This is a genomic window from Rhizobium aethiopicum (assembly GCF_014197535.1).
Classification (GTDB): Bacteria; Pseudomonadota; Alphaproteobacteria; order Rhizobiales; family Rhizobiaceae; genus Rhizobium; species Rhizobium aethiopicum_A.
Genome location: NZ_JACIFV010000001.1, coordinates 157,433 through 174,936, shown reverse-complemented (window position 1 = coordinate 174,936; position 17,504 = coordinate 157,433). Strand labels below are relative to the sequence as shown.

Below are 17,504 nucleotides of genomic sequence, written 5' to 3'. Positions count from 1 at the left end.
TTTAGCGTTTTTCCAGACTGTATCAGGGTAGATTCCTGGTATCGAAGACCTCAGCGCCTCTGATGCTCTCGGTCAAATGAATGCTATCGCCTGACATGGCTGCGCCAAAGACATAGAGGAGACCGGCCAGAACGATGACGAGGGCAATGACGGAGGCGTTCCAGGCGTCGTTGACATGGGATCTGTTCCTTTGGGGCATAAGCGGATCTCCTTCCATGTCGTTCAAACGACGCGGTCAGGCGACCGTTCCGCTTCGGGGACTTCGGTCGAAGAGGCCTGGGACCAAGGTCCATCCCCGTGGACAACAGCAGATTCAGCCATATTTCAACCTCGATAGAGCTGTGTTGGGAGACGTGTGGTGACAGTTTCTGCGAACATCGATGACGGTGCAGATGCCGCATTGGTCGCGTCTCCCCCTCCGTTCGGGGCAGGCGTCGCCGATCTTTACCAAGCCCTTCTCGTGCCGATTCTCTTTGAGCCCTATGCGTTGGAAATGGCAATCGTCGCCGAACGGTCGAAGCCGGTCAGCGTGCTCGAAGTCGCGGCGGGAACCGGCGCCTTGACACGTGCTCTGCGGGCGAAGCTCGATCCGGCCGCCGAGATCGTTGCCACCGATCTCAGCCAGGCGATGATCGACGTCGGCGCACCATCTGTGACGATGTCGCGAACGCATTGGATGCACGCGGATGCGCAAGATCTGCCGTTCGCCCCTTTGATGTTCGATCTCGTCGTTTGCCAGTTCGGCGTCATGTTCTTTCCGGATAGGCCGAAGGCCTACGGCGAGGCGAAAAGAGTGTTGCGGAGTGGAGGCCATTTCCTGTTTTCGACGTGGGATTCGCTTGCTGCCAACGACTTCGCAAGATGTGTGGACGAATGTCTGACAGACCTCTTCCCGTCGGATCCTCCGGATTTCCTCAGGCGCTTGCCATATTCTTACTTCGACTCCAGCCCGATCAAGGCTGAAGTATCATCGGCGGGATTCGAGGCGGTTTCCTGCGAACGGCTCGAACTGACCTCTATCGCGGCCACAGCACAGGATGTCGCGACCGCTTTCTGCCGGGGCACGCCGCTCAGCGGCGAAATCGAATCGCGGGCGCCGGAGCGCATGGCGGAGATCGTTGATGAGGTGGCCGAGCGGGTCGCGTCCCGCTATGGCGTCCGTCCTTGCGGCAGCATGAGCGCCCTGGTCATCTCCGGCCAGGCAGCTTAACCTCTTCCGGCATCCTCTCGCGCGTCGATTGCCGGTGCCGGGGGGCTCGTGCGGACAATCATTGCCCTGGCGCCTGGATTAAACCTACGGTCGCCGATTAGGGGATGAGGCAGTAGTCTGAGTAGGGAGGGGCATGCATCGCGCCGATGACGTGCTGTTCGATCTCGACACAGGTTTCGTCATATTCCCGCACCAGCTTTAAATTGAACCGTCGTCTTCGAAGCCGATCACGCGCCTCGACTGCCATTTGATAGGCCTCGAAAAGCTCGAGTTGCCACGAGTCGCGCGCCTGCATGATCAGCGTTCGCATTTGCGGCAGACGCATGGCTAGGCGCCTGCGTCCAGCTTCCCGCCGGTTGGATCGTGTCATCTCCCTCGGTCTCCTGCCCAGGCCCGCGATGCGATGGCGTTCGGCTCGAGAATAGCGCGGCTGACGAATAATGAAATCCAGACCAAGGGCCGGGATGCCTCGGACCGAGGTCCGGGGCGTGGAACGACCTCGTTGCCAGCAAGTTGGTTTGGCAGCGGCAAGCAGGCCGCATTGAAAAGCAAGGAGGAAAAGATGCTCTTTAAGCTAATTGCAGGCGCGGCAACTGCCATGACCCTGATGTCAGGTGTCGCATTCGCCCAGTCCTCGACCGTCAATGGTGCGGCAGGTGGCGCAATCACCGGAGCTATCGTTGGTGGTCCGGCCGGTGCTGCCATCGGCGGCGTTGCCGGCGCAGTCGTCGGCACGGCGATCGATCCGCCGCCGCAAAAGGTCGTCACCTATGTCCGCGAGGCGCCGGCACCCTCGGCACGCGTGGTCGTAAAGGAAAAGGTGGTCGTCGGCCAGCCCCTGCCGGAAACGGTCGTCGTGACCCCCGTTCCGGACGATCCGAAATATGCCTACGCGGTGATCAATGACGAGCGTGTCATTGTCGAGCCGTCGTCCCGCAAGGTGATCCAGGTGATCAAGTAACCTGATCGTTCACGTGGCTCTGCCGCGTCTTCCAAATCATCTTCAGATCGGCCGCACGATGGACGGCAGCGTCTTCGTGCGGCCGCCGAGTCGAGGAGAGGGAACATGATTTATCCCGAAGAGAAATCCGCTGGTCTCGCCGTGCCGCTGATCGCCATCCTCTTGGCGATCGCCGGCATTCTCGCCGTGCTGGTCGCCACCGGCGGTCACAGCAGCGCCGCGGCGCGCGTCTGGGTTCCGCAGGCACAACAGCAGGAGGCGGGCTGATGAATGGCATTGCAAGCGTCGCCTTCGGCATCGCCAGCTCGATTGGCGCCTGCATGGCAGCGGCCTCCGTTGCCTCGCATGTGGTGGCGGATTCGGGACCGCCCGCGCTCACGGACCTTGCCGCCCCCGATCTATGGACGACGAGTCCTGTGAAGGTCGATCCACGTCGGCAGCATTATGAGCGAATTCCGCCTGTCTATTCCAGCTATGTCACCGAGGCTGCGGCGACCGTCGCGCCAAGGATGGCTTCGCAACCCGCTCGTCCGTCGACAGAACTGCAGGCACCGCAGCCAAAATTCGCCGCCGAGCACCTTGCCTGGTGCGCCAAGCGCTACCGTTCCTTCGATCCTGCGACCAACAGCTACCGATCCTATAGGGGCGAGATCCGCGAATGCTCTTCGCCGTTCCAGCAAAATATCGCCGCAAGCCCTGAGGACGGCGGCATGAAAGTCAATGCCCAGGCGGCGGCCCGATGCGCCGCCCGCTACAGATCGTACCGACCGGAAGACAACACCTATCAGCCATGGGATGGTCCGCGCCGCAATTGCGACATGTCGGATCTGGTCGCGACGAGCAATTAACCATGGCCGGGCAGCGCGTACAAAATGGTACCGTGCTGGCTAGCCAGACTAAAGTCCGTGTTGTAATCGCATCGGTTGTGATATCCGGTTGTATTTGAGGGGCGGAGAGCGGGGATGGCGACGACGCTGATAGCAGAAATCCACCAGGCGCAGACAAAGCTTCCGTTCTTGAGCAGGGCGGAGCGAGGTGCCCTTATCGTTCGCATTCTTCGCGAGTTGAAGATACTCCGTCGCGAAGTTCTCGGAAATGTGTCGGCAGATCGCTGCGTTTGGATCGACAAACTGATCACGTCGGTTTCTTCGACAGTATCGGAAATCGTCACGATGCCGGACGCTGAGTTCAACCGTGTCTTGAACGAGTTCGAAAAGCTCATGGCAACGCTGCATAACATTTCGCACCCGCAGAAGCCGTCGAAAACGGTTCACTAGCGTCGATAAGGCGACGTACGGCCGCGCCGGAAACCGATCCCGGCGCGGAAGCGTTCTCCTCCTATGACCGAAACAAAATCGCCCGCTGCCCAGGACGAGACGTCGCCCCGTGACGATGAGCCGAAGCCAGGCGCAGAGGTTTCCTTCCCTTACGACAGGATGACCGTCGAGCAGTTCCGAAACCGCTTCCCGCGTGCCCGCTGGAACGATGTGCGAAAGGCCTGGTTCGTTCCCGGCCGAACCGCGTCCCGTCGCATCGGCCGATGGCTTGCCGAGCTGGAGGCGGAAGCCGACGCGCATGCGGATGCGAAGGGGCGCGATGCCTTCGCCTTTGATCCCATCGACAGTCCATATCTGGAACTCGGCAAGGCCAGTTTTCGAATCCGCACGCCCTATTCAAAAACTGTCGTCGACGAGCTTCGCGAGGTGCCGTTCTCGCGATGGGATGGCGATCTTCGAATATGGCACGTGCCCTTTCGATCCTATGAGGAACTGAGACGCAGATGGCCTGAGATCGAAACGGCGGCTCGCAGAAACGAACCGGAGGAGAGGCGACGGCGTGCCGACGAGCGGAAGGGAACCGAACGGGAGATGCGCAGCAGGCTTCGCGCAGCAGAACGCAAGCGCCGCCGTTACCCGCTTCCGGCCGAAGATCTGCCGCCGACAGGGCGTCCGGTGGCCACCTCGTATGGGATCGTCGTCTTCACAGAAATCACCGGCGAACTGGTCGATCCGGCTCTCGTTGCGGATTTTTATCCCGGGGTCACCGAGGATTATCTCTGGGGGTATTGGCGGGTGCCGACATTCGACGAACTTGTCCGCACATGGCCTGCGAAAACGCCTCCCCGTCGGGATGCCGAATGGTGGCAGCCGACGATCGAAGAACTGAGGCCCGCCCGCCGCGCCGCAAGATCACGCGAGGCCAGGAAACAAGCGAAGACGCCGTGACCGCGAGCCTGCTACCGGTCTCGCGGACTTGTAGCAGATGCTGCGTCGACGATGCCCGACCGGTGGTGGGAACAAATTCCCACATTGGCCATTTGTTGTCCATGAAAACAGCCCTGCCGATGTCGCTGCTCGCTCTGGCCCTCTCCGTTGGCGGCGCCCCGGCGCGAGAGCTTCTCCCCGAAACGATCAACGCCGCTTCCCTTGCCGACATCGGGAAAGGAAAGCTGTCGCCCGCCGATCCGGACCCGGCGGTCGTCCGCCTTCAAGTCCTGCTCGACCGTGCCGGCTCGTCTCCCGGCGTGATCGACGGCCTCTCCGGCGAGAACGTCGACAAGGCGGTGGCCGGCTTCGAGGCGATGAACAAGCTTCCGGTCGACGGCAGGCCGGATCCGGATGTCGCCTCCCGCTTGGAGGACAATTCGCCCATCGTCGAGAGCTATGTCGTCTCGCCGGAGGACGCCACGGGGCTCGTTGACAGAATCCCTGAGGATTACGGCGAGAAGGCAAAGATGCAGAGCCTCGGCTATACCAGCGTTGCGGAGAAGCTGTCCGAGCGCTTTCACATGGATCTCGATCTCTTGAATGCGCTCAACCCGGGTTCGCAGTTCGCGCCCGGCGACAAGGTGTGGGTCGTCAATCCCGGCCCTCCTAGGGAAGGCAAGGTCAAGAGCATCGAGGCGGACAAGAAGACAGGGCAGGTGCTGGCCTATGGCGAGGATGGCTCGCTGCTTGCCGTCTATCCCGCGACGATCGGCAGCGAGGACAATCCGGCGCCTTCAGGAAAGCACAAGGTCAAGGGCGTATCGAGAATGCCGGTCTACCGATATGATCCGAAGCGCAACTTCAAGCAGGGAAAGAACGACAAGGTCCTGACGATCCCGAAGGGGCCGAACGGTCCGGTCGGCAGCGTCTGGATCGACCTGACCGAGCCGACCTATGGCATACACGGGACGCCGGAGCCGAAGCTCATCGATAAGGTCGGCTCGCATGGCTGCGTACGGCTGACGAATTGGGACGCCGAAGAGCTGGCCGGCATGGTCAAGCCGGGCGTCCTGGTCGAATTCGTCAATCGCAGTCCCGCCGATCCGAAGTGAAACACCGGATCTGACGAGTAGCCACACGCTACCGCGACGTCAGGATTACGAAGCCTTGGCTTCGAAAGCCGGGGCGAAATCCCCCAACGATTTCGCCTTTAGGATCGCGCCGCCGATATCCTGCTCCACGATCGCCTCGAGATCGGCAAAGCTGTCGATGACATAGTAGATCGGCTGAAGGATATCGATGCGGTAGGGTGTCCGGAGCACGCTCATCAAATCGAACGGCCGGAACTCGCACGCCGTGCCTTCCGTTGCCGCCTTTGCTTCGCTCGGCGAGGAGACGATGCCGGCGCCGAAGCAGCGGCGGCCTTGCGGTGTGTTGATCAGGCCGAATTCGACGGTGAACCAGAAAATTCGGAACAGATGCCATGAATAGCCCTTGCCGAGGCTCATGGCGGTTTCACCGAAATGCCGGACGAAATTAGCATAGCTCTGGTTGGTCAGCAGCGGGCAATGGCCGAACACCTCGTGGAACAGATCCGGTTCCTCGATATAATCGATATGCTCGCGGCGGCGCAGGAAGGTCGCCAGTGGGAACTTGCCCTGCGACAGAAGTTCATAGAAGCGCGAAGGCGGAATGAGGGCCGGCACGCCTTCGACGCCGAAACCGGTGGTCTCATTCAGGCGTCTGTTCACATCGAGGAGCTGAGGCACTTTTTCCGGCTTGAGCCCCAGCAGTTTGACGCCGTCCAGATATTCCTGGCAAGCCTTGTCGGCCAAGAGCTTCATCTGACGCCGGTAGAGTTCGCCCCAGATCGCATCTTCTTCGGATGTATAGTCATAGAGGCCGTCCGGGCCGGGCAGTTTGGCGGTGTAGCTGCTTTCCTTGGTCATCGGCTGATCCTCCCGGGAATGGCGATATTTCTGCCATTATGCTCCGGGTTTGACGGATTTTCTTTTCTTTCATGCCGGCTATCGTCATAGTGGTGGGAGATATTTTCGAATGTGATGGCTGAAATGAAAGAAACTGGGAATTTCCGCCGCAAGCTTCTGCAGCTGATTCAGGCCGACGGCACTCTGTCCCTGGCGGAGCTGGCGGAAAGAGCCGGCATGTCGCAGAGCTCGGCCTGGCGGAAGATCCAGGAACTCGAGGCCGATGGCGTCATCCGCAAGCGCGTGACGCTGCTCGATCCCGGCAAACTCGATCTCAAGCTCTGCGTGATTGCCCACGTCACGCTGGAGGATCACCATGAGGAGGCGGTGGCTTCTTTCGCTTCAGTGGTGCTGGAGCGGCCGGAGATCATGGAGTGCTACGCCTTGTCGGGCGCCTTCGACTACATGCTGAAGATAAGGGCGAGGGACGTCGAAAGCTACGAAGCCTTCATGACCCGCTATCTGATGCGCAATCCGCATGTGCGCACCGTCGTATCGAGCTTCGTGCTGCGCGAGCTGAAATTCTCCACCGAACTGCCGCTCTGACCGTTATCGCGCGCTGTCGCCATGCCGGCTGCCCGGCATCATCACCGGATAGCCTTCGAACGTCTTCAGCGTGTCGAGCACGATTGAGGTTTTCACGTGCTGCACGGATTCGTGCGGCAGCAGAACATCGTTGACGAACTTCGACAGATCGGCGAGCCCACGGGTCGCCACCTTCAGGTGATAATCCATCTCGCCGGTCAGCGCATAGGCTTCGAGAACCTCGGGCAGACCGTTGATCAGTTGCGAAAATCGGCGGGCATTATCTCGGTTGTGGGTCGCAAGCGTGACGGAAATGACCACCAGCATATCAAGCCCCAGCTTCTCCCGATCGAGGTGGGCACGGTAGCTGCGAATATATCCCTCGGCTTCCAGTCTGGTGCGCCGGCGTGAGCATTGCGACGGTGAAAGCGCGATCCGCTCACCAAGCTCATTGTTCGTGAGCCTGCCATCCTTTTGAAGTTCCAGAAGGAGGCGCAGGTCCAGTTTGTCGAGAGGCTCATCCATTGCGCAAAATCTCCATAATGCTCACAGGTCGTGCATAAATTGTTCCTTTCGCAGCAAGAACGCAAGAACTTTGCACGTGTTTTGAGCCATAGTTTGCATAGAAAATGCAGTCTCCTCTGGAGGAAAAGAAAATGGGTCCGTTCCCGCATGATGCGCCTCCGTCGGAAATCACCGCCGACAATCCGGCCGGTACCGACGGCTTCGAATTCGTCGAGTTCGCTCACCCCGAGCCTGAGAAACTCAGGGAGCTCTTCACACGCATGGGCTATGTCGCGGTCGCCAGGCACAAGTCGAAAGACATCACCGTCTGGCGCCAGGGCGACATCAATTATGTCGTGAATGCCGAGCCCGGCAGCCATGCCGCTGGTTTTGTCGCAAAACATGGCCCCTGCGCCCCTTCGATGGCTTGGCGCGTGGTCGATGCCAGGCACGCCTTCGATCACGCCGTGTCGAAAGGCGCCGTTCCCTATGAAGGAAATGACAAGGTGCTCGACGTTCCGGCGATTGTCGGCATCGGCGGTTCGCTGCTCTATTTCGTCGAGACCTATGGGGCAAAGGGATCGGCTTACGAGGCCGAGTTCGATTGGCTTGGCGAGCCCAATCCAAAGCCGCCCGGGATCGGCTTTTATTATCTCGACCATCTCACCCACAACGTCTTCCGCGGCAACATGGACAAGTGGTGGGATTTCTACCGCAATCTGTTCAATTTCAAGCAGATTCACTTCTTCGATATTGACGGCCGCATCACCGGTCTGGTCAGCCGCGCCATCACCTCGCCCTGCGGCAAGATCCGCATACCGCTGAATGAATCGAAGGACGACACCAGCCAGATCGAGGAATATCTGAAGAAGTACCGGGGCGAGGGCATCCAGCACATCGCCGTTGGCACGGAGGATATTTACGAAGCGACCGACCGGCTTGCCGATAACGGGTTGCGCTTCATGCCGGGGCCTCCCGAGACCTATTACGACATGTCCTATGAACGGGTGAACGGCCACAGCGAGCCGGTCGACCGCATGAAGAAGCACGGCATCCTGATCGACGGCGAAGGTGTGGTGAACGGCGGTATGACGAAAATCCTGCTGCAGATCTTCTCCAAAACGGTGATCGGTCCGATCTTCTTCGAATTCATTCAGCGCAAGGGCGACGAGGGCTTCGGCGAAGGCAACTTCCGTGCGCTGTTCGAGTCGATCGAGGCAGATCAGATCAAGCGTGGTGTCATCGGCACGGCAGCGGAGTAAACTCTACGGCGTAGTAGGGTTTTCGGGGAGGAGTTGAGCATGGACCAGACAACGATCCAGGCCGCCGATGCGGAAGCGGCGACGGCAAACAGACTGAAATATATGCCGGGCTTCGGCAACGACTTCGAGACGGAGTCGCTGCCTGGCGCCTTGCCGCAGGGCCAAAACAGTCCGCAGAAATGCAATTACGGCCTTTATGCCGAGCAGCTTTCCGGCTCGCCCTTTACCGCACCGCGCGGCACGAATGAGAGATCCTGGCTGTACCGCATTCGCCCGAGCGTGCGTCACACGCGCCGCTTCTCGAACGCCTCCTATCCGCTCTGGAAAACCGCGCCTTGTCTCGACGAGCATTCGCTGCCGCTCGGCCAGCTCCGTTGGGATCCCATCCCCGCGCCTGAGGAGAGGCTGAGCTTTCTGCAAGGGGTGCGGACGATGACGACGGCAGGCGATGCCGCGACCCAGGTCGGCATGTCGGCGCATGCCTATGTCTTCAATGAAGACATGGTCGACGATTACTTCTTCAACGCCGACGGCGAATTGCTGATCGTGCCGCAGCTCGGCGCCATCAGGGTGTTTACCGAAATGGGCATCATGGATGTCGAGCCACTGGAAATCTGCCTCATCCCCCGCGGCATGATGTTCAAGATTCTGAAGAGCGGTGAGCAGACGGTGTGGCGCGGCTATATCTGCGAGAATTACGGCGCGAAATTCACATTGCCGGACCGTGGGCCGATCGGCGCCAATTGCCTTGCCAACCCCCGCGATTTCAAGACCCCTGTCGCCGCCTTCGAGGACAAGGAAGCACCCTGCCGTGTCCATGTGAAATGGTGCGGCAAATTCTATGTCACCGAGATCGGCCACTCGCCGCTTGATGTGGTTGCCTGGCACGGCAATTACGCGCCTTACAAATATGACTTGCGAACGTTTTCGCCCGTGGGCGCGATCAGCTTCGATCATCCCGATCCATCGATCTTCTCGGTGCTGACGGCGCCCACCGAAGATGCCGGAACGGCGAATGTCGATTTCGTGATCTTTCCGCCGCGCTGGCTGGTCGCCGAACACACCTTCCGACCGCCCTGGTACCACCGCAACATCATGAGCGAGTTCATGGGCCTGATCCATGGCCAGTATGACGCCAAGGAGGAGGGTTTCGTGCCGGGCGGGATCAGCCTGCACAACATGATGCTGCCCCACGGGCCGGATGCGCTCGCCTTCGAAAAAGCATCCAACAGCGAACTCAAGCCGGTGAAACTCGACCACACCATGGCCTTCATGTTCGAGACCCGTTATCCGCAGCAGCTGACGAAATATGCGGCCGAGCTCGAAACGCTGCAGGACGATTACCTCGAATGCTGGGATGGCCTCGAACGCAAGTTCGACGGAACTCCGGGCGTCAAGTGACAGGATCGGTCAAGATCGGCGAAGCTTCCTCCGGCAGTGGAATTGAGACATGAAACTTGCGACCTTGAAGGACTCCACCAGGGACGGCCGCCTCGTCGTCGTGTCCCGCGATCTGACCCGTTGTTCGGAGGTCGGCCACATCGCCCGCACCCTGCAGGCGGCGCTCGACGACTGGGAGCATGTCGCTCCGCGACTTCGTCTGATTGCCGAAGGCATCGAGACCGGGTGGGCTCAGCCGACCATCCGCTTTCACGAACACGACGCCGCATCGCCTTTGCCGCGCGCCTATCAATGGGCCGACGGCTCGGCCTACGTCAACCATGTGGAGCTGGTGCGCAAGGCGCGCGGCGCCGAGATGCCGGCAAGCTTCTGGACCGATCCGTTGATGTATCAAGGCGGCTCTGACAGTTTTCTCGCGCCGCGCGATCCGATCCTGATGGCGGACGAGGCCTATGGGATCGACATGGAGGGAGAGGTTGCCGTTATCACCGGCGACGTAGCCATGGGAGCCAGCCCCGAGGCTGCCCGCGGCGCGATCCGCCTGGTGATGCTCGTCAACGACGTGTCGCTGCGCGGCCTGATCCCGGACGAGCTCGCCAAGGGATTCGGTTTCTTCCAATCCAAACCGGCTTCGGCATTCTCGCCGGTCGCGGTGACACCCGACGAACTTGCAGAGGCGTGGGATGGCGGCAAGCTGCATCTGCCGCTGCTTGTAAGCTTGAATGGCAAGCCGTTCGGCAGGGCGAATGCCGGCATCGACATGACCTTCGATTTCGGCCAGCTGATCGCCCACGCGGCCAAAACCCGTCACCTCGTGGCCGGAACGATCATCGGCTCCGGCACGGTCTCCAACAAACTCGACGGCGGCCCCGGCAGGCCGGTGGACGCGGGAGGAGACGGCTACTCCTGCATTGCCGAGCTGAGAATGATCGAGACCATCGAGAGCGGCGCGCCAAAGACGCCCTTCATGAGGTTCGGCGATCAGCTCCGCATCGAGATGAAGGATCATGCTGGCCATTCGATCTTCGGAGCGATTGAGCAGACGGTCGGACGATACGAGGGAGCTGCCGGGGGATGAACGAGATCATTCTCTACGACTACTGGCGGTCATCGGCGAGTTATCGCGTGCGGATCGCGCTCAATCTTCTGGGCCTCGACTACCAGACCGTGCCGATCAACTTGCTCGACGGTGCGCACAGAATGCCGGACTATCTCGCGCTCAATCCGCAGGGGCTCGTGCCGACACTGGTAATCGATGGGAGGACGCTGACACAGTCGCTGGCCATCATCGAATATCTGGCCGAGTCTCGGCCGGAATGCGGATTGCTGCCATCAGATAGCTTCGATCGCCACAGAGTGCGCGCTCTCGCATATGCAGTTGCCATGGACATCCACCCGATCTGCAACCTGCATGTCGTCTCGCATCTTCTGACGCTGACCGATAAGGCCGAGGCTCGCGAGGAGTGGATGAAACATTTTATCGGCGACGGGCTTCGCAAGCTGGAGATTATGCTCGGCGAATCCGATGGCGCGTTCAGCTTTGGCGGCAGGCCGTCGATGGCCGATCTCTGCCTTGTTCCCCAAGTCTACAATGCGCGCCGCTGGGGAGTTGATATGACTGCTTTCAGACGCATCAGCGACATCGACGCCAGATGCGCCGAACTCCCCGCCTTCCAGGCAGCGCATCCGGACCGCGTGAAACCGTAGGAACTACGCGTCCCGCCACGTTGAAAATATCGCCGCCTGGCCCAACCGCTTGCCCGCTTCATCGATGAGCTGCCAGACAGTGAAATTTTCGACCAGGAAACGGCGGCCCGATTTCGCGACCCTGAGGCCGCGGCCGTTGCCGACAAACCCATCGCGCGTGACGGCATCCAGCAGCCGCTGGCGTTCGGCGCGATCAGGCTGCTCGGCCGAAAGCCGTGACGGCAGCATGATGAATTCGTCCCAGCTATATTCGAAGCAGTTCTGCGCGGTCCGGTTTGCGTAGATGAAGCGCGGGTCGGGCAGTGTATTATGCGCGAGGACCACGAAAGGCGCTTGGCTGTAAAGCCAGTCCGGCCCTTGCCCATTCTCCACAAGACGGCGGCCGACAATGCGCTGGTAGCTGCCGGCAAGAAGGGCGAAGAAATCGGGATCATTCCTCAGGTCAAGGGCGTGGTTGTCATAGGAAGAAGTCACGAACTGCCTCGCTGGTCAAATGCGTCGGTCCAGGCGACATAGCCGATATCAATTGCACGCGTCTATGATGTCTGGTGAACTGCGAGCCTTTTCGGCGAGGGCCGGCATTTACCTTGTCTCATCACTTCTGATTGTGACGCTTGCCAGAAGATCACCCTTGTGCATTGATCTGAGCTGCTGGGGTAGCTGTCAACATTCTCTGCGAAGCTATTGTTCTTCGGACCGTTATCGGTTTTGGCCGTCGCGGATCAGGCTGGGGTGGAGCAGGTGATTTTCATCATCCGGCTATACAGACCTGCGCAAGCTATGCTGCGAATGACGACAGGAGAAGTACGGGTGCTCGAGGGCTGGGGAAGAATGCGGAAATTCGTCTCGTTGATATCGATGCTGCTGGCGTTCGTCGCCATGGCCGGGGAGGGGCATGCGGCCATTTCCTACCAACGTCTGGAGACCGCGCCGGGAGAGCGCGCCCTGACGATAAAAGGCGTGTTCGAGGGTTCCGACGATGCGATGACACTTGTCGACGAATATATGCAGTACCAGCCGAGCTATGTCACCTTTGACTCGCCCGGCGGAAACGTGGTCGCAGCGATCAGGTTCGGCCGGGCCCTCCGCCTCCTGAATGCAAAAACGATACAGATCAGAGCCGCCGAGTGCGCGTCGGCTTGCGCCTTCGCCTTCGTCGGTGGCGTTGAAAGATTTGCCGAGCCGGGCTCTATCGGCGTGCATCGGGTTTCCCTGTCCGACGATGTTGCCATCGACAACAAATTGGCCATCTCGACTGTTCAAGCACTGACCGGCGAGATCATCGGCTATCTCACCGAGATGGGGGTAAGCCCCAATCTGCTGCAGCTCAGCCTGTCGATCGACAGCACCGATATACGGTATCTCACCGCCGCGGAAATGCGGGACTGGAACATCAACACGCCCGAGGATATGCCCTCGGCACAGGAAAGCGCGCCGCCCCCGCCGGGCGCCGCACCGCAGGAGAGCGCAACACCCGCCGACATGCCGTCAGACCCGAGCGATTCCGAGGAAATGGCTGCCTCCGAACCCGGCGACCTGACCACGGAGGCGGTTGATTTCGTCAACCGATACAATGACGAATGGTCGAAAGACAGTGCTTCGGCGTTGGCCTTTATGAAGGGTGTCTATGCCGATGAGGTCTCCTTCTTCGGAAACTCGGTCGACAAAGATGCCGTCCTGAAGGAAAAGGCAGCCTTCGCCCAACGCTGGCCGGAGCGCATCTACAGCGTCAAGCCGGGCTCCGTGACTGCCAGCTGTGCCGGAAAGTGCGAAATGTCGGGAATTGTCGAGTGGTTTGCCGGAAACAGAGACACGGGTAAGACGTCCTCCGGGATGGCCGAATTCTCTTACGTGTGGAACACGGCCTCTCTGCAGATCGAGTCCGAGACCGGAAAGGTGCTCGCCACGGACAAGGGGGCCAAGGCGCCGGATCGGTTGATCCATCAGTGGACAGGACTGGACGACATCTGCCGCACGAGTGTCGATCGCAAGGGACCCGATACGCTGCGGGCATGTAAACGGCGCGATGAACTCGGTCCGCTGCTCAATCGCGCCGACTGGTGCTATGGCTATAAGGACGAAGCCGAAATAAACTGGGAGTGGCACAAATGCGATGCCAACTCCCGGAGGTATGCAGAGTAGATATCGCCGGTCTGCGGGCAGCGACCGCAAAGGTCGGCAGCTTGCCCGAAGAAAAAGATCGGTGAAAACTCATATTCCTGAGTGAGGCCGAGCATGTCGGAAGACGAGCATGCCCCATCGAATGCCGTCTTGTCGGGATCCGACGAGCCCGAGAGGCCCGCTGAGCGTTATAAACTCGGCCTCTGCCTTTCGGGTGGCGGCTATCGGGCCATGCTTTTCCATGCGGGATCGCTTGCGAGGCTCAACGAGGCCGGTCTTCTAGCGAAGCTCGATATGATCTCGTCGGTCTCGGGCGGCTCCATCGCCTCCGGCCTGCTCGCCTATATCTGGCCAGGGCTGATCTTCGAGAACGACGTCGCCGTCAACTTCAGGACCGAATATCTGGATCGCGTTCTGGCTTTCAGTCAGTTGTTCGCGGATGGGCCGAGCTTCCTCAAGGGTGTGTTCAATCCCTTTTCGAGCGCGGCGGCGGAGGCCGCGAAGCTCTATGAACGGCATCTGTTCGACGGAAAATCGCCAAGCCTGAAAGATCTTCCAAGCGCGCCCTGGTTCGTATTTTGCGCCAGCAATCTCAGCACCGGTTCGCTCTTCCGGATGTCGAACCGCTATATCGCGGATTACAGGATCGGCCTGTCGTTTCATCCGGCACTTTCGCTCGCGACCGCGGTCGCCGCTTCGGCGGCATTCCCGCCGGTGCTGTCACCACTGCGATTGGACCTGGCGCAGTTTTCCTGGAAACGGGAAAAACTCGATGACACCGTTGGCGATCCAGTTGCTCCGGGCCGAGCAATATTGAGCGACGGCGGCGTCTACGACAATCACGGCATCGAGCCGGCGCTGAAACGCTGCGACTGCCTGCTCGTCAGCGATGCCGGCGCGCCTTGGCGCTCCTCGACCCGCGGATATTGGAACTATCTCTCCCAGCTCAAGCGCGTTCTCGACACCACCGACAATCAGGTGCGGTCTGTGCGGCGCCGAGACCTGATCGGCGGCTTCAGGGCGGCAAAACAGGCCGATAGGCTTGGCCTCGACGATCTCGCGAAAGCGGCGCTGCGCGCGAGAACGCGTGGCGTCTATTGGTCGATCGACAGCAAGGACGCCGAGCTCAAGCCCTACGCCTCTTACACACTGCCGCCGTCCTCGGTCGTCCCCGCGGAGGTCGGCACTTACCTCCACTTCCTCGGCGCTGAGGAGACCGAGCACCTGACCAACTGGGGTCACTATGTGTGCGACGCAATGCTCAACCGGTTCTACCAATCGCCACCGGCGCCGTCCTCCGGCCCGCCGTTGGCAGCCGGGACGGTGAAGCCCTCCTGGGCGGCGAGGTCGAGTAAGCGCCTATTCGACATTCTGCCCTTTTGACAATGGCCGGAGGTACCGGCCAAGAAGAGCCGAAGGCGGAACTCTGACCGGGTGAGGGAAGCAGCTGCCGGCGTGTAGCATCCACCATATAGGGAAGAGATGCCCGCAATGGATTACCTGTAGAACCGATCCCAATTCCTTGACGAGAACGGATTCTCCGGCCATGTCGGCGCTCTCGGACCATTCTGCCGTGAACGGCGCGTTCGGACCGGCGCAGGCAGAATCGGGACCGTGCACCATGTCCACCAAATTCAAACCGGAAAGCGGCCTTATTATCTCAATGATCGTGGGGTTATGAACCGCTCGAGATAACCGGTGCCCGCCGCAATCTCGTCCCATCCGTCGAGATCGAGGTCGATAACAGCGAGTGCCGCCGTCGGGAATTTCTCCCGCATGCGTCCCACGGCATCGGCATCGCCGTCCGCCACGATAAGCGAGGCCGCATTTTCCATGCCGGGATTGTGGCCGACGATGAGCAGCGTGCGGATGCCAGGCTCGACGGCCCGGATCACATCGAGGATGCGCTCGGCCGACACCTCGTAGATATCCGTCGCCTCGCGTTCGGAGACCTTTTTCGAGAGGGCTCGACGGACAAGCTTCCAGGTTTCCTGCGCCCGGCGGGCCGGCGAGACGAGGGCGAGATCGGGGATCAGTTTTTCGCGCACCATATAGGTGCCGATGACGGATGCCGCCTTGCGCCCGCGATCCGCCAATGGCCGTTCACGGTCGGCCACACCGTCGGGCCAGGCGGATTTGGCGTGGCGCATAAGGATGAGGCGGTGTTGCAGCAGCGTGGGGTTCAGCGTCATTTTATCGCGAGGCCTACATCGGTCCGTTTCGTGTTGACTCCCGGAGCATGAAGGGCCTCCGATACAGCTCGCAAACTAGGCGGATGTCACTGGCAGCCGCGGATTTGGCGTTTGCGGGTTTCAATCGAACGCGGAACGCGTCTTGTCCGAAATCGAAATCAAGCTCGACCTCGCAGACGAAACTCCGGACGTCGTCCTGAGTTCCGACCTGCTAGGAGAACCGCAGGAGGTAAGGCATCAACCTATTCGATTCGCCAGATCGCCGGCTGATGCACGGGGGCTATTCGCGGCGACAGCACTGCGGCGAAAAATCTGCTCTATTCCCCAAATTTCTTCAACAAGAAGTTGTTTGGTGCCGTTTGCCTGTTTTTAGACACGACGTCTCGGACATGCACCTGAGGGTTTAGGTGGCGTAAATCTCTAGCGTGTATTTCGACGGTTTCTTATTCAGTCCAGTTAGGCCGTGGGTGAACGGTGGCGGCAATAGAAAGGGCGAGCCGGAGTGACAAGCTAGCGACTGCCCAAGCATTTCCAAGATATGGCGGGCAGATAATTAGCCCCGCCGCCCACAAGAGGCGGGGCTGTCCGCGATCATGGCTGTGGCGATGGACCTTCCGGACTAGCGGGTAGACCAAGCTCGGTTCGGGCAACCTCAAACTGATTGTCAAGGAACTCCAGGAGCCGTTCACCGAGAAGGGCTATTTGTCGATCCGATTCCGACCATTTGTAGATGGAACCGTCCTGTAGGGAGAGAACTGCGATGTCATCGGGCCTGTCGTGTTCTGGAAAACGCGTAGCGACCGTGCAAAGCGCAGCTCTCACCAACTGACCACTTAGCGGGTGCTGTGTGTTCCACAGATGTACCGCTGTGCGTCGACCATCAAGCTCAAGAAGAAAGTTGGCAGTGAACTCCACCTTGTAAAGCCCCTTAGGGCTGGTGAAGAGGAGGCCGTCAGTCGTTTCGAGAGTTCCTGGATTTTGCTGCTGCCACTCGAAGAAGCGCTTAAGCCCGCGCCGAGCCGACTCGCGCTCTGAATGTTTTGTAATGAGAGCCGTCGAATCCAAGGCTTGCTGAGGAGTGAGTTCCCCGAAAGCAACCTGTTGAACACGAGTTCTAAGACTTTTGTGGTAATCATAACCACCGCCGCTAGGACGGTATCGCTCTCGCACAAGGCGTGTCTGGGGCTTCGGATTCGTGTTGAGGAGTTTCAGAAAGGCAGAGAATCCGAACTTAGGAATCTGAGACATTGCTCATCCTTTTCGTTGATAACTGCCGAAACCCAACTCGACTCTTGTACACGACTCTCCATATAATAACCTTGCTACAGGGCGGAGAACGTAACTTCGCCTCACGAAAGGCGTCAGCTTATTCGTGATCGCAAAAGCCGAATCCGAAAGGGTTCGGCTTTTGTATTTCGCGAGGCGC

General features: G+C 59.9%; 21 protein-coding genes. 14 read left to right on the top strand and 7 right to left on the bottom strand.

Going from position 1 to position 17,504, the window contains the following annotated elements; all coding sequences use genetic code 11:
- Positions 1-22: 22 nt before the first annotated feature.
- On the bottom strand, positions 23-199 hold the full coding sequence (locus GGD53_RS00950; RefSeq protein ID WP_176439481.1) for a hypothetical protein: 177 nt from the start codon (positions 197-199) through the stop codon (positions 23-25).
- 159 nt (positions 200-358) lie between these two features.
- On the opposite strand from GGD53_RS00950, the gene GGD53_RS00945 reads away from it, so the two are divergent.
- Positions 359-1,210: a methyltransferase domain-containing protein gene (locus GGD53_RS00945; protein ID WP_184452809.1), complete on the top strand. Its 852-nt coding sequence runs from the start codon at positions 359-361 to the stop codon at positions 1,208-1,210.
- 97 nt (positions 1,211-1,307) lie between these two features.
- On the opposite strand, the gene GGD53_RS00940 is transcribed toward GGD53_RS00945, so the two are convergent.
- Positions 1,308-1,580, bottom strand: coding sequence for a hypothetical protein (locus GGD53_RS00940; RefSeq protein WP_184452807.1), 273 nt, complete (start codon positions 1,578-1,580; stop codon positions 1,308-1,310).
- Between the two features lie 192 nt (positions 1,581-1,772).
- Here GGD53_RS00940 and GGD53_RS00935 point away from each other — a divergent pair, with 192 nt between their 5' ends.
- The 6 genes from GGD53_RS00935 (at position 1,773) to GGD53_RS00910 (ending at position 5,490) form a co-directional block, all read left to right on the top strand.
- Positions 1,773-2,171: a DUF1236 domain-containing protein gene (locus GGD53_RS00935; protein WP_184452805.1), complete on the top strand. Its 399-nt coding sequence runs from the start codon at positions 1,773-1,775 to the stop codon at positions 2,169-2,171.
- A 105-nt stretch (positions 2,172-2,276) separates the two neighbouring features.
- A complete protein-coding gene (locus tag GGD53_RS00930) occupies positions 2,277-2,438 on the top strand; it encodes a hypothetical protein (RefSeq protein ID WP_184452803.1) in 162 nt (53 codons plus the stop codon).
- The gene (locus GGD53_RS00925; protein ID WP_184452801.1) at positions 2,438-3,019 is read left to right on the top strand and encodes a BA14K family protein; all 582 of its coding nucleotides are present in this window, start codon (positions 2,438-2,440) and stop codon (positions 3,017-3,019) included. Before GGD53_RS00930 ends, GGD53_RS00925 begins: the two co-directional genes overlap by 1 nt.
- 114 nt (positions 3,020-3,133) lie before the next feature.
- Entirely contained in the window at positions 3,134-3,448 is a 315-nt protein-coding gene (locus GGD53_RS00920; protein WP_184452799.1) for a hypothetical protein, read from the top strand.
- A 63-nt stretch (positions 3,449-3,511) separates the two neighbouring features.
- The gene (locus GGD53_RS00915; protein WP_184452797.1) at positions 3,512-4,396 is read left to right on the top strand and encodes a hypothetical protein; all 885 of its coding nucleotides are present in this window, start codon (positions 3,512-3,514) and stop codon (positions 4,394-4,396) included.
- Between the two features lie 101 nt (positions 4,397-4,497).
- Positions 4,498-5,490, top strand: a complete 993-nt coding sequence (locus tag GGD53_RS00910; protein WP_184452795.1) for a L,D-transpeptidase family protein — start codon at positions 4,498-4,500, stop codon at positions 5,488-5,490.
- Between the two features lie 45 nt (positions 5,491-5,535).
- Here GGD53_RS00910 and GGD53_RS00905 read toward each other — a convergent pair whose 3' ends face one another.
- Positions 5,536-6,327 (bottom strand): phenylalanine 4-monooxygenase, encoded by a 792-nt coding sequence (locus GGD53_RS00905; protein WP_184452793.1) that lies wholly within the window; start codon positions 6,325-6,327, stop codon positions 5,536-5,538.
- Between the two features lie 123 nt (positions 6,328-6,450).
- Between GGD53_RS00905 and GGD53_RS00900 the strand changes: the two genes are divergently transcribed.
- Complete coding sequence (locus tag GGD53_RS00900) at positions 6,451-6,912, top strand: Lrp/AsnC family transcriptional regulator (RefSeq protein ID WP_184453481.1); 462 nt, start codon at positions 6,451-6,453, stop codon at positions 6,910-6,912.
- 3 nt (positions 6,913-6,915) lie between these two features.
- On the opposite strand, the gene GGD53_RS00895 is transcribed toward GGD53_RS00900, so the two are convergent.
- Positions 6,916-7,416, bottom strand: a complete 501-nt coding sequence (locus tag GGD53_RS00895; RefSeq protein WP_064801992.1) for an Lrp/AsnC family transcriptional regulator — start codon at positions 7,414-7,416, stop codon at positions 6,916-6,918.
- A 131-nt stretch (positions 7,417-7,547) separates the two neighbouring features.
- Between GGD53_RS00895 and hppD the strand changes: the two genes are divergently transcribed.
- Genes hppD through maiA form a run of 4 tightly spaced genes read left to right on the top strand, consistent with a single transcriptional unit; the run spans position 7,548 to position 11,765 of the window.
- Complete coding sequence (hppD, locus tag GGD53_RS00890) at positions 7,548-8,657, top strand: 4-hydroxyphenylpyruvate dioxygenase (RefSeq protein WP_184452791.1); 1,110 nt, start codon at positions 7,548-7,550, stop codon at positions 8,655-8,657.
- 39 nt (positions 8,658-8,696) lie between these two features.
- Positions 8,697-10,058, top strand: a complete 1,362-nt coding sequence (gene hmgA, locus GGD53_RS00885) for a homogentisate 1,2-dioxygenase (RefSeq protein WP_184452789.1) — start codon at positions 8,697-8,699, stop codon at positions 10,056-10,058.
- A gap of 49 nt (positions 10,059-10,107) precedes the next feature.
- Positions 10,108-11,136: a fumarylacetoacetate hydrolase family protein gene (locus GGD53_RS00880; RefSeq protein ID WP_184452787.1), complete on the top strand. Its 1,029-nt coding sequence runs from the start codon at positions 10,108-10,110 to the stop codon at positions 11,134-11,136.
- Positions 11,133-11,765 (top strand): maleylacetoacetate isomerase, encoded by a 633-nt coding sequence (maiA, locus tag GGD53_RS00875; RefSeq protein ID WP_184452785.1) that lies wholly within the window; start codon positions 11,133-11,135, stop codon positions 11,763-11,765. Before GGD53_RS00880 ends, maiA begins: the two co-directional genes overlap by 4 nt.
- Positions 11,766-11,768: 3 nt before the next feature.
- On the opposite strand, the gene GGD53_RS00870 is transcribed toward maiA, so the two are convergent.
- Positions 11,769-12,239: an MEKHLA domain-containing protein gene (locus tag GGD53_RS00870; protein ID WP_184452783.1), complete on the bottom strand. Its 471-nt coding sequence runs from the start codon at positions 12,237-12,239 to the stop codon at positions 11,769-11,771.
- A gap of 336 nt (positions 12,240-12,575) precedes the next feature.
- Between GGD53_RS00870 and GGD53_RS00865 the strand changes: the two genes are divergently transcribed.
- The gene (locus tag GGD53_RS00865; protein ID WP_184453479.1) at positions 12,576-13,907 is read left to right on the top strand and encodes a hypothetical protein; all 1,332 of its coding nucleotides are present in this window, start codon (positions 12,576-12,578) and stop codon (positions 13,905-13,907) included.
- Positions 13,908-14,000: 93 nt separating this feature from the next.
- Positions 14,001-15,269 carry a patatin-like phospholipase family protein gene (locus GGD53_RS00860; RefSeq protein ID WP_184452782.1) on the top strand — a complete coding sequence of 423 codons (1,269 nt, stop codon included), beginning with the start codon at positions 14,001-14,003 and terminating at the stop codon, positions 15,267-15,269.
- Between the two features lie 272 nt (positions 15,270-15,541).
- On the opposite strand, the gene GGD53_RS00855 is transcribed toward GGD53_RS00860, so the two are convergent.
- Together GGD53_RS00855 and GGD53_RS00850 are read right to left on the bottom strand one after the other, a co-directional pair.
- Complete coding sequence (locus GGD53_RS00855) at positions 15,542-16,078, bottom strand: SixA phosphatase family protein (protein WP_184452780.1); 537 nt, start codon at positions 16,076-16,078, stop codon at positions 15,542-15,544.
- Positions 16,079-16,669: 591 nt separating this feature from the next.
- Positions 16,670-17,326 (bottom strand): hypothetical protein, encoded by a 657-nt coding sequence (locus tag GGD53_RS00850; protein ID WP_184452778.1) that lies wholly within the window; start codon positions 17,324-17,326, stop codon positions 16,670-16,672.
- Between the last annotated feature and the right edge of the window lie 178 nt (positions 17,327-17,504).

Bases quoted from the DNA above. Each gene is read 5' to 3' on its own strand.
- GGD53_RS00895 (WP_064801992.1), bottom strand. From the start codon at position 7,416: ATGGATGAGCCTCTCGACAAACTGGACCTGCGCCTCCTTCTGGAACTT.
- hmgA (WP_184452789.1), top strand. From the start codon at position 8,697: ATGGACCAGACAACGATCCAGGCCGCCGATGCGGAAGCGGCGACGGCA.
- maiA (WP_184452785.1), top strand. From the start codon at position 11,133: ATGAACGAGATCATTCTCTACGACTACTGGCGGTCATCGGCGAGTTAT.
- GGD53_RS00935 (WP_184452805.1), top strand. From the start codon at position 1,773: ATGCTCTTTAAGCTAATTGCAGGCGCGGCAACTGCCATGACCCTGATG.
- hppD (WP_184452791.1), top strand. From the start codon at position 7,548: ATGGGTCCGTTCCCGCATGATGCGCCTCCGTCGGAAATCACCGCCGAC.
- GGD53_RS00855 (WP_184452780.1), bottom strand. From the start codon at position 16,078: ATGACGCTGAACCCCACGCTGCTGCAACACCGCCTCATCCTTATGCGC.
- GGD53_RS00920 (WP_184452799.1), top strand. From the start codon at position 3,134: ATGGCGACGACGCTGATAGCAGAAATCCACCAGGCGCAGACAAAGCTT.
- GGD53_RS00860 (WP_184452782.1), top strand. From the start codon at position 14,001: ATGTCGGAAGACGAGCATGCCCCATCGAATGCCGTCTTGTCGGGATCC.
- GGD53_RS00850 (WP_184452778.1), bottom strand. From the start codon at position 17,326: ATGTCTCAGATTCCTAAGTTCGGATTCTCTGCCTTTCTGAAACTCCTC.
- GGD53_RS00940 (WP_184452807.1), bottom strand. From the start codon at position 1,580: ATGACACGATCCAACCGGCGGGAAGCTGGACGCAGGCGCCTAGCCATG.
- GGD53_RS00925 (WP_184452801.1), top strand. From the start codon at position 2,438: ATGAATGGCATTGCAAGCGTCGCCTTCGGCATCGCCAGCTCGATTGGC.
- GGD53_RS00905 (WP_184452793.1), bottom strand. From the start codon at position 6,327: ATGACCAAGGAAAGCAGCTACACCGCCAAACTGCCCGGCCCGGACGGC.
- GGD53_RS00910 (WP_184452795.1), top strand. From the start codon at position 4,498: ATGAAAACAGCCCTGCCGATGTCGCTGCTCGCTCTGGCCCTCTCCGTT.
- GGD53_RS00950 (WP_176439481.1), bottom strand. From the start codon at position 199: ATGCCCCAAAGGAACAGATCCCATGTCAACGACGCCTGGAACGCCTCC.
- GGD53_RS00900 (WP_184453481.1), top strand. From the start codon at position 6,451: ATGAAAGAAACTGGGAATTTCCGCCGCAAGCTTCTGCAGCTGATTCAG.
- GGD53_RS00880 (WP_184452787.1), top strand. From the start codon at position 10,108: ATGAAACTTGCGACCTTGAAGGACTCCACCAGGGACGGCCGCCTCGTC.
- GGD53_RS00930 (WP_184452803.1), top strand. From the start codon at position 2,277: ATGATTTATCCCGAAGAGAAATCCGCTGGTCTCGCCGTGCCGCTGATC.
- GGD53_RS00915 (WP_184452797.1), top strand. From the start codon at position 3,512: ATGACCGAAACAAAATCGCCCGCTGCCCAGGACGAGACGTCGCCCCGT.